The 12,238-nt window shown below is 74.8% G+C and carries 14 protein-coding genes and 1 pseudogene; 5 read left to right on the forward strand and 10 right to left on the reverse strand.

The features are described 5' to 3' along the window. The 3 genes from AC2CJA_RS17200 to AC2CJA_RS17210 all read right to left on the reverse strand — a co-directional run. Positions 1-922 (reverse strand): AAA family ATPase (locus AC2CJA_RS17200; protein WP_484603573.1); only part of this gene is annotated, 922 nt, incomplete at its 3' end. Then, positions 919-2,085 (reverse strand): exonuclease SbcCD subunit D, encoded by a 1,167-nt coding sequence (locus AC2CJA_RS17205; protein ID WP_484603574.1) that lies wholly within the window; start codon positions 2,083-2,085, stop codon positions 919-921. The genes AC2CJA_RS17205 and AC2CJA_RS17200, both read right to left, overlap by 4 nt. A gap of 122 nt (positions 2,086-2,207) precedes the next feature. Continuing rightward, positions 2,208-2,861 carry a YigZ family protein gene (locus tag AC2CJA_RS17210; RefSeq protein WP_484603575.1) on the reverse strand — a complete coding sequence of 218 codons (654 nt, stop codon included), beginning with the start codon at positions 2,859-2,861 and terminating at the stop codon, positions 2,208-2,210. Between the two features lie 61 nt (positions 2,862-2,922). Here AC2CJA_RS17210 and AC2CJA_RS17215 point away from each other — a divergent pair, with 61 nt between their 5' ends. After that, on the forward strand, positions 2,923-3,330 hold the full coding sequence (locus AC2CJA_RS17215) for a CoA-binding protein (RefSeq protein WP_484603576.1): 408 nt from the start codon (positions 2,923-2,925) through the stop codon (positions 3,328-3,330). A 53-nt stretch (positions 3,331-3,383) separates the two neighbouring features. Here the strand turns inward: AC2CJA_RS17215 and AC2CJA_RS17220 are convergent, their stop codons facing one another. From AC2CJA_RS17220 to AC2CJA_RS17245, 6 genes are all read right to left on the reverse strand, one after another. After that, positions 3,384-4,391, reverse strand: coding sequence for an NADP-dependent oxidoreductase (locus AC2CJA_RS17220; RefSeq protein ID WP_484603577.1), 1,008 nt, complete (start codon positions 4,389-4,391; stop codon positions 3,384-3,386). A gap of 103 nt (positions 4,392-4,494) precedes the next feature. Beyond that, positions 4,495-4,743, reverse strand: a complete 249-nt coding sequence (locus AC2CJA_RS17225) for a WhiB family transcriptional regulator (RefSeq protein WP_484603578.1) — start codon at positions 4,741-4,743, stop codon at positions 4,495-4,497. Between the two features lie 211 nt (positions 4,744-4,954). Further along, entirely contained in the window at positions 4,955-5,356 is a 402-nt protein-coding gene (locus tag AC2CJA_RS17230; RefSeq protein WP_241717981.1) for an SRPBCC family protein, read from the reverse strand. A gap of 59 nt (positions 5,357-5,415) precedes the next feature. After that, positions 5,416-5,787, reverse strand: coding sequence for a hypothetical protein (locus AC2CJA_RS17235; RefSeq protein ID WP_484603579.1), 372 nt, complete (start codon positions 5,785-5,787; stop codon positions 5,416-5,418). A 28-nt stretch (positions 5,788-5,815) separates the two neighbouring features. After that, a complete protein-coding gene (locus tag AC2CJA_RS17240; protein ID WP_484603580.1) occupies positions 5,816-6,379 on the reverse strand; it encodes a YbaK/EbsC family protein in 564 nt (187 codons plus the stop codon). Between the two features lie 170 nt (positions 6,380-6,549). Continuing rightward, positions 6,550-7,401, reverse strand: coding sequence for an acyltransferase (locus AC2CJA_RS17245; protein ID WP_484603581.1), 852 nt, complete (start codon positions 7,399-7,401; stop codon positions 6,550-6,552). Positions 7,402-7,546: 145 nt separating this feature from the next. On the opposite strand from AC2CJA_RS17245, the gene AC2CJA_RS17250 reads away from it, so the two are divergent. The 3 genes from AC2CJA_RS17250 to AC2CJA_RS17260 all read left to right on the forward strand — a co-directional run bounded on the left by AC2CJA_RS17250 (position 7,547) and on the right by AC2CJA_RS17260 (position 10,587). Then, positions 7,547-8,095 (forward strand): gamma carbonic anhydrase family protein, encoded by a 549-nt coding sequence (locus AC2CJA_RS17250; RefSeq protein WP_484603582.1) that lies wholly within the window; start codon positions 7,547-7,549, stop codon positions 8,093-8,095. Between the two features lie 126 nt (positions 8,096-8,221). Beyond that, positions 8,222-9,265, forward strand: coding sequence for a DUF8017 domain-containing protein (locus AC2CJA_RS17255; protein WP_484603583.1), 1,044 nt, complete (start codon positions 8,222-8,224; stop codon positions 9,263-9,265). After that, on the forward strand, positions 9,262-10,587 hold the full coding sequence (locus AC2CJA_RS17260) for an MFS transporter (protein WP_484603585.1): 1,326 nt from the start codon (positions 9,262-9,264) through the stop codon (positions 10,585-10,587). Before AC2CJA_RS17255 ends, AC2CJA_RS17260 begins: the two co-directional genes overlap by 4 nt. Here AC2CJA_RS17260 and AC2CJA_RS17265 read toward each other — a convergent pair. After that, positions 10,527-11,399: pseudogene (locus AC2CJA_RS17265) on the reverse strand (spermidine synthase). The gene AC2CJA_RS17260 and the pseudogene AC2CJA_RS17265 overlap by 61 nt on opposite strands. Positions 11,400-11,558: 159 nt before the next feature. On the opposite strand from AC2CJA_RS17265, the gene AC2CJA_RS17270 reads away from it, so the two are divergent. Further along, on the forward strand, positions 11,559-12,238 hold a 680-nt coding region (locus AC2CJA_RS17270; RefSeq protein WP_484603584.1), incomplete at its 3' end, for a TVP38/TMEM64 family protein.

Here is a 12,238-nt window from a genome sequence, read left to right on the forward strand (position 1 = left end):
CCTCGGCACGCCGGCGGGCGTCCGCGTACCGCCGGCGGCGCCGTTCCAGCTCGCGCGCCTCCTCCAGCCGCCGCCGGGCGCCGGCGTGGGCCAGTTCGGCCAGACGCAGGGCCGAGGCCGCGGCGTCCAGCCGTTCACGGGCCAGGGCCCGGGCGGGTGCGGCCCATCCCAGTACGGCATCGGCCAGACCGGGGTCGCCGGGCGACAGTTCGGCGAAGGGACCACCGTCCGGCCCGGCTGCGTCTCCCGCCGCCTGCCACATGCGGTGGGCCAGGGCCAGCAGCCGCTCGTCGCCGTCGCGCACCCGGCGCTGCGCGGCGGTGCGCGACTCGGCCAGGTGCTGTTCGACGGCGGCGAAGCGGCGGGTGTCGAAGAGGCGGCCCAGCAGTTTCGCGCGCTCCTCCGCGCCGGCCCGCAGGAAGCGCGCGAAGTCGCCCTGCGGCAGCAGCACCACCTGGCAGAACTGCTCACGGCTCATGCCCAGCAGCTGGGCCAGTTCCTCGCCGATCTCCTGGTGGGAGCGGCTGAGCGCCTTCCAGGCGCCGGCCGCGGCGTCGTACTCGCGCAGCCAGGACTGGGCCTTGTCGGTGGTCATACCGGTGCCGCGCTTCTTGGGGCGCCGCTGCTCGGGCTGCCGGGTGACCTCCAGCCGCCGCCCGCCGACGGTCAGCTCCAGGACCACCTCGGTACGGGTGCCGGGGTCGGCGTGGTCGCTGCGCAGCCTGCTGGGGCCGGAGGCCTGGCGAGCGCCGGGCACTCCGCCGTACAGGGCGTAGCAGACGGCGTCCAGTACGGAGGTCTTGCCCGCGCCGGTGGGCCCGTGCAGCAGGAACAGCCCGGCCGAGGACAGCTCGTCGAAGTCCACCTCCTGGGTGTCGCCGAAGGGGCCGAAGGCGGTGACGGCGAGCCGGTGCAGTCTCACCGGGGCGCCTCCGTGCGGGCCGCCTCGGCGTGCACGGCGTCCAGAGCGGCGCCCAGCAGGGCCCGTTCGCCCTCGTCGGGTCCCGCTCCGCCGCGGACGTGGGCGACGAAGTCCTCGGCGATCTCCCGGTCGGTGCGGTCGCGCAGCCGGCTCCCGTAGGAGGCGAAGGGGTCGCGCTCCGCTCGCTCGGGGTCGAAGACGAGGGTCAGGACGTGGGGGAAGCGTGCGGCGAGCCGGGCCATCGGCTCGCGCGGGCGGACGGGGTCGGTGAGGGTGGCCTCGACCCAGGCGTGCTCGTGGCGCTCCAGCGCGGGGTCGGCCAGCAGTTCCTCCAGTGTCCCGCGGACGCGCGCCAGCGGGCGCGGCACCGGGCAGTCGATCCGCTCGGCCGTCACCTCGCCGCGCGGCCCGAGGTCGGCCAGCCACACCGACTTGCGGTGGTGGGTCTCGGAGAAGGAGTAGGCCAGCGGTGAACCGGAGTAGCGGATCCGCCCGGCGAGGGTCTGGCAGCCGTGGAGGTGGCCCAGCGCCGCGTAGTCCACGCCCTCGAAGACGGAGGCCGGGACGGAGGCGACGCCGCCGACGGTGATGTCACGCTCGCTGTCGGACGGCTCGCCTCCGGTGACGAAGGCATGGGCGAGGACGACCGAGCGGGTCGCGGCGGGGCGGACGGCCAGATCGGCGCGCACCCGGTCCATGGCGGCGCCCAGCACCGCCGCGTGCCCGGCGCGCTCCACCCCGAAGTGGTCCTTGACCAGGGCCGGTTCCAGATAGGGCAGGCCGTAGAACGCCACCTCGCCGTGGGCGTCGGACAGCAGGACGGGGGTGGCGCAGCCGGCGGGGTCGGTACGCAGGTGGACGCCCGCCCGTCCGATGAGCCCGGCGCCCACCCCCAGTCGGCGCGCCGAGTCGTGGTTGCCGGAGATCATGACCGTCGGCACCCCGAGGTCCGCCAGGCGGTGCAGGGTGTCGTCGAAGAGTTCGACGGCGGCCAGCGGCGGCACCGCCCGGTCGTAGACGTCTCCGGCGACGAGGACCGCGTCCACGCGTTCGGTGCGCACCACCTCCACCAGGTGGTCGACGAACGCCTCCTGGGCGGACAGCAGGCTCACCCGGTGGAAGCTGCGGCCCAGGTGCCAGTCGGAGGTGTGCAGCAGTCTCAAGATCCGGCTCCGCCCCGCAACGTCTGTCCCTCTCCCCGCCGTCGGCCGCCCTCCGGATTGTTGCATGATCCGCTCGGGTGAATCTCACGGACGGAGGCATCGGGGCGCCCGGCGGCCGGAGGTCACCCGCCGGTGCCCGGCCGCGCCTTCTGCCCGGTCCCGTACGCCTCGCCGCCCAACTCCAGCCGGGCGGTGCCCGCGGTGGCGTCGGCGAGCCAGGAGCGGAAGGCCTCGACCTCGCCCTCGGGAAGCCCCACCTCGATGGCGACCTCGGTGCCGTAGTGCACACCCCGCACGTCCCTGCCGCCGGTGCGCAGGTCGTTCTCGACCCGGCCCGCCCGCTGGTGGTCCACCGTGACCGTGGCCAGCCGCATCCGCCGCCGGGTGACGGTCCCCAGCGCGTCGAGGGCCTCGCCGACCGCGCCGCCGTAGGCCCGGATCAGCCCGCCGGCGCCCAGCTTCACCCCGCCGAAGTAGCGGGTGACCACCGTGACGGCATAGCGGACGTCGCGGCGCAGCAGCATCTGGAGCATGGGCACCCCGGCCGTGCCGCCGGGCTCCCCGTCGTCGCTCGCCTTCTGCACACCGGCGTCGGCGCCGATGACGTAGGCCCAGCAGTTGTGGGCGGCGTCCGCGTGCCGCTCGCGGATCCGGGCGACGAACGCCCGCGCCTCCTCCTCGGTCGCGGCGGGTGCGAGCGCGCAGATGAAACGCGACCTGTTCACCTCGGTCTCGTGCAGACCCTCGCCCGCGACCGTCACATACTGCTCCCGCATTCCGCCCACCCTACGGTCCGCCGCGGGGAATGGCCCGGCCGGGCCGCTGGTTGGCAGGGGCATGTACGGAGATTCGCAGACAGTCCGCAGGATCCTGACCGAGAGCGGCGACACCTGGGCGGTGGTCGGCCTGTCGTCCAACCGTAGCCGCGCGGCCTGGGGCGTGGCCGCCACGCTCCAGCGGTTCGGCAAGCGCGTCGTGCCCGTCCACCCCAAGGCGGAGACGGTGCACGGCGAGCAGGGCTACGCCTCCCTGGCCGAGATCCCCTTCCCCGTCGACGTCGTGGACGTGTTCGTCAACTCCGCGCTGGCCGGCGGCGTCGCGGACGAGGCGGTGGCGGCCGGGGCGAAGGCGGTCTGGTTCCAGCTCGGCGTGGTCGACCAGGCGGCCTACGAGCGGACCCGCGCGGCGGGCCTGGAGATGGTGATGGACCGCTGCCCGGCCATCGAGATCCCGCGCCTGGGCTGAACGCCCCCCGGGGGGCGTCCCGCCCGGAGGCGGAACGCGCCCCGAAGCCGGGGTCAGGCCAGTTCGAGCACCAGCTTGCCGACGTTCTCCCCCCGGAAGAGCATCTGCAGCGTCTCGGGGAAGTCGTCGACGGTGCCCCTGACCACGTGCTCCTTGACCTTGACACGGCCCTCGCCGATCCAGCCGGCGATCTCCTGCGCGGCCTGCCCGTAGCGCTTGGCGTAGTCGAAGACCACGAAGCCCTCCATCCGGGCCCGGCGGACCAGCAGGGACAGGTAGTTGGACGGGCCCTTGACCGGGGTGGCGTTGTTGTACTGGCTGATCGCGCCGCAGATCACCACGCGCGCGCGCATCGCCAGCCGGGCGAGGGCGGCGTCCAGGATGTCGCCTCCGACGTTGTCGAAGTAGACGTCGATGCCGTCCGGCGCGTGCTCGCGCAGCGCCCTGCGCACATCCTCGGCCCGGTAGTCGACCGCCGCGTCGAAACCCAGCTCGTCGGTGAGCATGGCGCACTTGCGCGGTCCTCCGGCGATGCCCACGACCCGGCAGCCCTTCGCCTTGGCGATCTGCCCGGCGATGGTGCCCACCGCTCCCGCGGCTCCGGAGACCACCACGGTCTCGCCGTCCTCGAGCGCCCCGACGTCCAGCAGGCCGAAGTACGCCGTCATGCCGGGCATGCCGAGCGCGCCCAGGTACGTCGAGGGCGGGGCGAGCGCGGTGTCGATCCTCATCGCGCCCTTGCCGTCGGAGATCACGTGCTCCTGGACACCGAACGTGCCCACCACGTGGTCGCCGGGCCGGAAGTCGGGGTGGTTCGACGCGGTGACCTCGATGACCGACCCCGCCCGCATGACCTCGCCGATGCCGACGGGCGGCAGGTAGGAGGGGCGGTCGTCGAGCCAGCCCCGCATGGCGGGGTCCAGCGAGATGACGCGGGTGCGGCCCGCGAAGCGGCCCGGTCCGGGGTCCTCCACGGGCACCGAGCGGTGCTCCCAGTCCTCGGGCTTCACCTCTCCGGTGGGACGGGCCGCCAGGCGGATCTGGCGATTGGTCGCTGGCATGGGGCCTCCTGCTCGATCAAGACTCCCTGCACCGTACCGACCAGTAGGTACGAGGTCGATGTGATCTGCGACACCCTCGCTCCCGTCGGAGCGGCCCGGACCGTCAGCCGTCGGGCAGCCGGCCCACGAAGCCGCGTCTGATCAGCCGTCGTTCGGCCGCGGTGGTGCCGCCCCACACCCCCTCGGTCTCGCCGCTCCTGACTGCCCAGTCCCGGCACTGGGACATGACGGGGCAACCGAGGCAGACGGCCCGCGCCCGCGCCGTCTGCTGCCGCGCCAGGCCGCCGTCACCGATGGGGAAGAACAGTTCGGGATCCTCGCCGCGGCACGCGGCGGACTCACGCCAGCCCATGTCAGCGCAGCGCTGGACGGGGGCGGGACCGCGGCCGGGAAACCGCCCGGCTCGCGGGGAAGGGGAAGAAGTCGACAACGCTCACCGGAACCTCCGAGGAATCGGGGCGGCCCGCGGACGGGCAGCCCGCAGACCCCCGCGGCGCGCTGGTGCGCCGCAGAGCCCGGCAGGGGCGTTGATATCCAAATATAAAGGAATGTTCCGGTAGCGGTCATGCGCCGGAGCCGGCCCTCACCAGGCGGTGCAGGGCGAGCCGGGCCGGGCCCGCGTAGAGGACGAGCGCCGGCAGCGGCCCCTCCATGCGCAGCTCGGTGCCGGTCCGCCCGTCGGGCAGGACGACGACGACATGGTGCAGGCGCATCCGCACGGGACCGGCCTTCACCCGCCAGGTCCACCGCCGCCGTGCCTCGTGGACCTCCTCGACCGTGAAGGCGACCGGTGTTCCCGGCAACGGGAACACCTCACCCTCCATACCGGGTTCGATGCGGTCGCCGCGCACACGCACGGACCGGATCTGCGGCGACCAGACGGGCCACAGCTCCGGCCGTGCGTAGCGTTCCCACACCTCGTCGGCCGGGACCCGCCCGGTCGCCCGCAGGATCATCCGTGCCATGCCGATCACACCTCGTCACGGGGGAGCGGCCGGACGCGGCACGTGCCGGGGCGTTCCCCTCATCCGTCGGAGTAACTGAGTTCCCCCAGGGTCCAACCGCTCACCTCGCCGATGGCGACGCGGTACATGCCGCCGGTGTCGGGGAGGCCGTAGCTTCCCTGGAGGATGCGTGCGACGTGCAGGTGCAGGTGCGTGGGCCTGCCGCCGCCGTGCCGGCCGTCATCCCCGGACGACCCGAACAGTTCGGCGAACGGCTTCAGGCGCTCGGAGTCCCGCAGGACTTCGGCGACCCGCGCCTTCCAGACGGCCTCGGGCGCCAGCCTGCCGGTGATGACCGCGCCGGGGACCACCACGGTGAGGGGCATCTGATTGCTCCGCTCGGACTCCACCTTCTCGGCGATGGAGACGAGCAGGTCATCGTGGTTCGACATGCGGGCAGAGTAGCGCCCGCACCGGTGGTCAGTCGCCGGTGCGGGCGGTCCGGAGGCCCAGACCACCGAGCACCCGGGCGCCGGGCAGGCCTGCCAGGACCTCGCCGGGCACCAGCAGTTTGCCGCGGCGGCGGCCGGAACCCACGACCGCGTACGGGGTGTCGGCGACCGCCGCGTCCACCAGCAGGGGCCAGCCCGGGGGCAGGCCGATCGGGGTGATGCCGCCGTACTCCATGCCGGACTCGCCGACGGCCGTCTCCATAGGCGCGAACGATGCCTTGCGGGCGCCCAGTTCGCGCCGGACGGTGCGGTTGACGTCGGCGCGGGTGTGGGCGAGCACCACGCAGGCGGCCAGGGTGGTCTCCTGGCCGCGGCGGGCCGCGACGACCACGCAGTTGGCGGAGTGCTCGGGCGGAATGCCGTGGACCTCGCAGAAGCGGGCGGTGTCGGCGTCGTCCGGATCGCTGTCGACGTAGACGACCCCGTCGGCCGGCACGGGGCCGCGCAGCGCGGCGGCGACCGGCGGGGCCAGCAGGCCGAGCTTGTCGGTGACCGGCCAGGCGTCGGTGAAGTTCCCGATGGGGGCGCGCATGGCGTGCACAGTAGCGTGCCGCCCGGACGTCCACCGAGCGGGGCGGGCCCGGGTGCGGGGCGAGTTGCGCGGCGGGGGTCAGAACCAGTGGTTGCGGGCCACGTACAGCAGCAGCGCCAGGCCGTGCAGGGCGACGGCGAAGAGCAGCAGCAGGCGCAGGGTCCGGTTGCTCAAGGTGTACGCATCCCGTCGGTGCTTCCTGTCCGGTCGGTGGGCGGTGCCGGGAGCGGCGTGCGGCCGGCCGCCCCGTCCAGTGTGCCCGCTTCCGCCCCGGCCGTCCCCGGCCCAGGAGTCCCCAGGCCGGCCAGTGCCGCCAGCTGCCCGGGGGTGACACCCTCGGGCACCGGCACCGGTCGCGGGGTCCGCAGCGGGGGCAGCCAGCCCTCCCGCGGGTCCCAGCGCCGTACGATCCTGGCCGGCGCGCCCGCGACCACGGCGTGGTCGGGCACCTCACCGCGGACGACCGAACCGGCCGCCACCACCGTGTTCCGCCCCAGCCGCGCGCCCGGCAGCACCACCGCCCCCGTGCCCAGCCAGCTGCCCGCACCGATCTCCACCGGCGCCGAGCGCGGCCACTGCCCGCCGATCGGCTGGTGGGGGTCGTCATAGGAGTGGTTGGTGGAGGTGATGTAGACGTACGGGCCGCAGAAGACGTCGTTCCCGATCGTCACGCCCGCCCCGGCCCCGTCGGCGACCACATGGCTGCCCCGGCCCAGGACCACCCCGTCGCCCAGCCTCAGCACCGTGTCCGGTCCGAGGTCGAGGTCCGGCATCATCCCGGCGGTCAGCGTGACCTCGGCGCCGACGACACAGCACGCGCCCAGCTCGATCCACTCGGTGCCGAACAGCGTGCCCTGCGGGAAGGCCAGCCGGGTGCCCTCCCCGATACCGCGGAACGCGTACGGTCCGGGGCGCTCGGCCGAGACCGCGCCCGCCCGCTGCGCGTGGCGCCACAGCCCGTGCACGGCGCGGGAGGCCGCACGGGACAGCGGGGAGGAGAACATGTTCCTGTTCTTGCGCACCCGATCACGGTAGACGCCCGGACGGGCGTCGCACCGCCCGCCGTGCTGTGATTCCCGCCCCACCCATCCCTTACGGTGCCGTTGGAGAGGACGACCGGCACACGGCCGTGCGCGGCACGGCGGGCGGAAGCGGAAGAGGGCGCGGATGGAACAGCGGGCGATGGTCGCGGGCGTGGTGGGCAGGGAGCCCGAGGTCGATCCGGAGGCGTACGTCGCCCCGACGGCCGTGGTGGTCGGCCAGGTGTCGCTGGGGGCCGGCGCGAGCGTCTGGTACAACGCGGTGCTGCGCGGCGACTGCGACGCGATCACCGTCGGCACGGACAGCAACGTGCAGGACAACTGCACCGTCCACGCCGACCCGGGTTTCCCCGTCGTCGTGGGCGAGCGCGTCTCGGTGGGGCACAACGCGGTGCTGCACGGCTGCACGATCGGGGACGAGGTCCTGGTCGGGATGGGCGCGACGGTGCTCAACGGGGCCCGGGTGGGCGCCGGTTCGCTGGTGGCGGCCCACGCCCTGGTCCCGCAGGGCATGGAGGTCCCGCCCGGCTCCCTGGTCGCCGGGGTGCCCGCCCGCGTCAGGCGGGAGCTGACCGAGGAGGAGCGCGAGGGCGTCCGCGTCAACGCCGCGGCCTACCGGGGACTGGCCGGCGCGCACCGGGAGACGCTGGTCGTCCTGGAGGGAGGCGCGGGCTGAGACCGAGGTCACAGCAGACACCCGGTACGCGGTTCCCCCCGCGCGCCGGGGGGTCCGCGTCCCGGGTTCGTACCGAAGCGGGGGCGGGCGTGGTCCGGCCGCGGGGGCCGTCCTAGTGTTCTCGCCATGTGGCCAGGACAGCAGCCGCCCGGGGGCGAGCAGAACCCGCGGGACCCGCACCATCAGCAGCCCAACCCGTACCAAACGCCGGGGTACCAGGCTCCGAACCCCTACCGGACGCCGGGATACCAGGCACCCAACCCCTACCAGGGCCCGGGCCACCAGGGGCAGCCCGCAGGCCAGTGGGGGCGGCCGGGCGGACCCGGCGCACCGCGGCCGCCGCAGGGCGGCGGGAAGAGCCGGAACGCGGCGATCGCCATCGTCGCGGCCGTCGCGGTGATCGCCGCGGCCGTGGTGACGGGTGTCCTCGTCCTCTCCGACGACGACGAGAGGAAGAAGGCCGCGGGCCCCGGCAGCAGCGTCTCCCCGAGCCCCGGGCCCTCCACCGCCGAACCGAGTGAGGACGCCGGCACCGAGCGGGACGACCCCACCAACCCGCGGGACGGCGTCGCCCCGGAGAAGCCCGACCCGGTGGTCCCCGGCTGGAAGGTCGTCACCAACGCCAGGCACCACAACGCCTTCGACGTGCCCGCCGACTGGGATATCGACTCGGAGACGATGATCATCGGTTACGGGGAGAAGAAGGAGGAGGGTGACCCCTTCGCCATGCCGCAGGTCGCCTTCAGCGCACCGGCCTACCATGAGAAGGGGTGGTGCGAGGTCGGCGGCGACAAGTACACACGCGCCACAGTCGGCAGCAAGGGCGGCCAGGGTTCCCGCAACACCGCCGAGGGCGCCGAGAAGGCCGCGGAGAGCTTCGCCTACTTCGCGTACGGCGAGCAGAAGGACACCGTCGAGCTGACGAAGGCGGAGAAGTTCTCCAACGAGCACGGCATCACCGGGCACATCGCGAGCGCCACGGCCACCGGTGTCAAGAAGGAGAACAAGTGCGACTCCGACGGCAGGGTCGTGACCGTCTCCTGGATCGACGGCGGCAACGACCTGCGCATCTGGCTCCTGATCACCGACGCCGGGGTCGATGACGAGGTACCCCGGGCCACCATCGACAAGATGACCGGCAGCCTGCGTCCGTACGCGGAGAAGGACTGAGCGGCAAGGGGCCCGCAGGGAGCGGTGCGGCGCGGCGGCCGTCCCGCGCCGCCCGGGCGGGCCGCAACTACACGCTGCTGACGGCCGCCGCCGTGATCACCGGGCTGGGTAACTCCGGTGCGCTGATCGCGGCGGCGTTCGCCGTGCTCGCCTCGGGCGGCGACGGCACCGACGTGGGCCTGGTCGCCGCCGCCCGCACCGTCCCCCTGGTCCTGTTCCTGCTCGTCGGCGGCGCCGTCGCCGACCGGTTGCCGCGCCACCGGGTGATGGTGGCGGCCAACGCGCTCAACTGCGTCTCCCAGGGCGTCTTCGCCGCGCTGGTGATCACCGGAAGCGCCGAACTGTGGCAGATGGCGCTGCTGTCCGCGCTGGGCGGCACCGGCCATGCCTTCTTCGCCCCGGCCGCCGAGGGGATGGTGCTCGCCAGCGTCCGCGGTGAGCAGGCCGGGCGCGCCTTCGCCGTCTTCCGGATGGGGGTCAACGGCGCGTCCATCGGAGGCGCGGCGCTCGGCGGCGCGCTGATCGCCGCGGTCGGCCCCGGCTGGGTGCTGGCGGTCGACGCCGCCGCCTTCGCCGCCGCGGGAGCGCTGCGCGTCTTTCTCGATCTGCGCGGAATGCCCGAGCGCGCGCCGGGCGGCGGTCTGCTGGGCGATCTGCGCGAGGGCTGGCGGGAGGTGGTGGGGCGTCCGTGGCTGTGGGCGGTCATCCTGCAGTTCGCGGTGGTCAACGCGGTGGTCGCGGCGGCCGAGGCGGTCTACGGGCCGCAGGTCGCCGAGGAGCACCTGGGCGGCGCCCGGCCGTGGGGGCTCGCGCTGGCCGCCTTCGGCGCGGGCACGGTGTGCGGCGGGGTGCTGATGACCCGCTGGCGGCCGCGCCGCATCCTGTTCGCCGGCACCCTGTGCGTCTTCCCCCTGGCGCTGCCCTCGGCGGCGCTGGCGGTGCCCCTGCCCGCGGCGGGTCTGGCCGCGGTGATGTTCACGACCGGGGTGGCCCTCGAGGTGTTCGGGGTCTCCTGGATGACGGCGCTGCACCAGGAGGTGCCCGAGGAGAAGTTCTCCCGGGTCTCGGCCTACGACTGGCTGGGGTCGATAGCCCTGGTGCCCCTGGCCACGGCCGCGGCCGGCCCCGTCGAGTCGCTGGTGGGCCGGCCGGCGGCGCTGTGGGGCTGCTCGGTGCTGGTGGCGGCGCTGACGGCCGCGGTGCTGTGCGTGCCGCAGGTGCGCGACCTGACCCGGCGGGACAAGGGGGCCGCGGCCGGCGGTCAGCCGACGGTGAAGGAGCCCTCCGGTGGCCTGGGCGAGGGCGCCGCCCTGCTCTCCTGAACCGGGTGCGCGTCCCCGGCCAGCCGCTCCAGCGCGACCCCGTGCACCACCCGGGCCGGGAACGGGTCGCCCGCCGCCAGCCGTGCCAGCCGCTCCACGGGCAGCCCGGCGCGGGAGGCGGCCAGCACGGTGTTGCCGAACCGGCGGCCGCGCAGCACGGCGGGCTCGGCGATCAGGCACACCCGGCCGGGGTCCTCGCCGAAGACGGTCCGGAGGCCGGCCAGCTGGGAGCGGAGGAAGCCGAAGGGCGCGGTGTCGGCGAGGTTGGCGACGTAGACGCCGTCCGGCCGCAGGACTCCGGCCGCGGCCCGGGCGTACGCCAGGGTGGTCAGATGGGCCGGGACGCGGGAGCCCGCGAAGACGTCGGCGACCAGTATGTCCAGCGACTGCGGCGGCCTGTCCCGCAGTGCGGTGAGGGCGTCCTCGGCCCGTACCTCGATGCCGCCGCCGGGTGGCAGCGGCAGGTGCTCGGCGACCAGGCCGAGCAGCGCCCGGTCGGCTTCCACGACCTCCTGGCGGGAGCCGGGGCGGGCGGCGGCGAGGTAGCGCGGCAGGGTCATGGCCCCACCGCCCAGGTGGAGGGCGCTCAGCGGCGCGCCCGGGGCGGCGGCGCAGTCCAGGACGTGGGCGATCCGGCGCACTTACTCAAACTCCGGGAGCGCCGGATCGCCGAGGTCCACGTACGACTGGGGTGCGTCGTCGACGGTGAGCAGCCAGGCGCGCGGCCGGTCCGTGTCCGGCAGCAGCCGGGCGGTGCCCTGGTCCACGGCCCGGCGCACGGGTACCGGCTCGCCCGCCGCCCGCTCGCCCATCGACCCGTCCGTCTCGTCCATCGCCCCATTGTCCCGGTGCCCCGGCCGCGGGAGTCGGCGGGAGTCGGCGGGCGGGACACCGCCGGGGCACCGGCCGGTCGCGGACCTCACAGTGGGCAGACCGGGACGTATGTCACCCGCGTCGGTTACGCTCGCCCGGTGCCCGTCCCCGCTCCCCGGCCCGTCGGAGCCGCCGCCCGGTGCTCCGCGGTGCTGTTCTCCCCCTGGTCCCGTCTGTCCCTGCTCGCCGTACTGCTGGCCGCCGCCGCCACGACGGTGGCCCTCCACGAGCCCCAGCAGCTGCTCGCCCGGGGGTGGCGTCCTCCTCTGACCGGAGCCGGCGCGCTGCTGCTGTTCGCCCTCGCGTACGGTGCGGGCACCGCGGCCCTCGTGCCCAGACCGGTGCTGAACCTGGCTTCGGGCGCCCTCTTCGGCGCGGCCCTGGGCACCGCCGCGGCGGTGGCCGGGACGGTGCTGGGCGCCGGGCTGGCCTTCGGACTGGGCCGGCTGCTGGGGCAGGACGCCCTGCGCCCGCTGCTGCGCGGACGCTGGCTGGCCGCCGGGGACCGGCAGCTCAGCCGTCGCGGCTTCCGCTCGATGCTGCTGCTGCGGGTGCTGCCGGGGATCCCGTTCGCCGTCTCCAACTACGGCGCCTCCGTCAGCCGGATGCGCTGGCCGGCCTTCCTGTCGGCCACCGCGCTGGGCTGTGTGCCCAACACCGCAGCGTACGCCGTGGCGGGCAGCCGGGCCGCCGAGCCGACCTCGCCCGCCTTCCTGGTCGCGTCCGCCTTCATCGCCGTCCCCGGGCTGGCCGCGGCGGCCGTCGCCTGGCGCAGGCG

The sequence above is a fragment of the Streptomyces sp. ATLC9 genome (assembly GCF_057196705.1).

What these genes read in the sequence shown, in the direction of transcription:
- AC2CJA_RS17255 (WP_484603583.1), top strand. Translation starts at nt 8,222, where the DNA reads ATGTGGCCAGGACAGCAGCCGCCCGGGGGCGAGCAGAACCCGCGGGAC.
- AC2CJA_RS17215 (WP_484603576.1), top strand. Translation starts at nt 2,923, where the DNA reads ATGTACGGAGATTCGCAGACAGTCCGCAGGATCCTGACCGAGAGCGGC.
- AC2CJA_RS17250 (WP_484603582.1), top strand. Translation starts at nt 7,547, where the DNA reads ATGGAACAGCGGGCGATGGTCGCGGGCGTGGTGGGCAGGGAGCCCGAG.
- AC2CJA_RS17240 (WP_484603580.1), bottom strand. Translation starts at nt 6,379, where the DNA reads ATGCGCGCCCCCATCGGGAACTTCACCGACGCCTGGCCGGTCACCGAC.
- AC2CJA_RS17225 (WP_484603578.1), bottom strand. Translation starts at nt 4,743, where the DNA reads ATGGGCTGGCGTGAGTCCGCCGCGTGCCGCGGCGAGGATCCCGAACTG.
- AC2CJA_RS17210 (WP_484603575.1), bottom strand. Translation starts at nt 2,861, where the DNA reads ATGCGGGAGCAGTATGTGACGGTCGCGGGCGAGGGTCTGCACGAGACC.
- AC2CJA_RS17220 (WP_484603577.1), bottom strand. Translation starts at nt 4,391, where the DNA reads ATGCCAGCGACCAATCGCCAGATCCGCCTGGCGGCCCGTCCCACCGGA.
- AC2CJA_RS17230 (WP_241717981.1), bottom strand. Translation starts at nt 5,356, where the DNA reads ATGGCACGGATGATCCTGCGGGCGACCGGGCGGGTCCCGGCCGACGAG.
- AC2CJA_RS17235 (WP_484603579.1), bottom strand. Translation starts at nt 5,787, where the DNA reads ATGTCGAACCACGATGACCTGCTCGTCTCCATCGCCGAGAAGGTGGAG.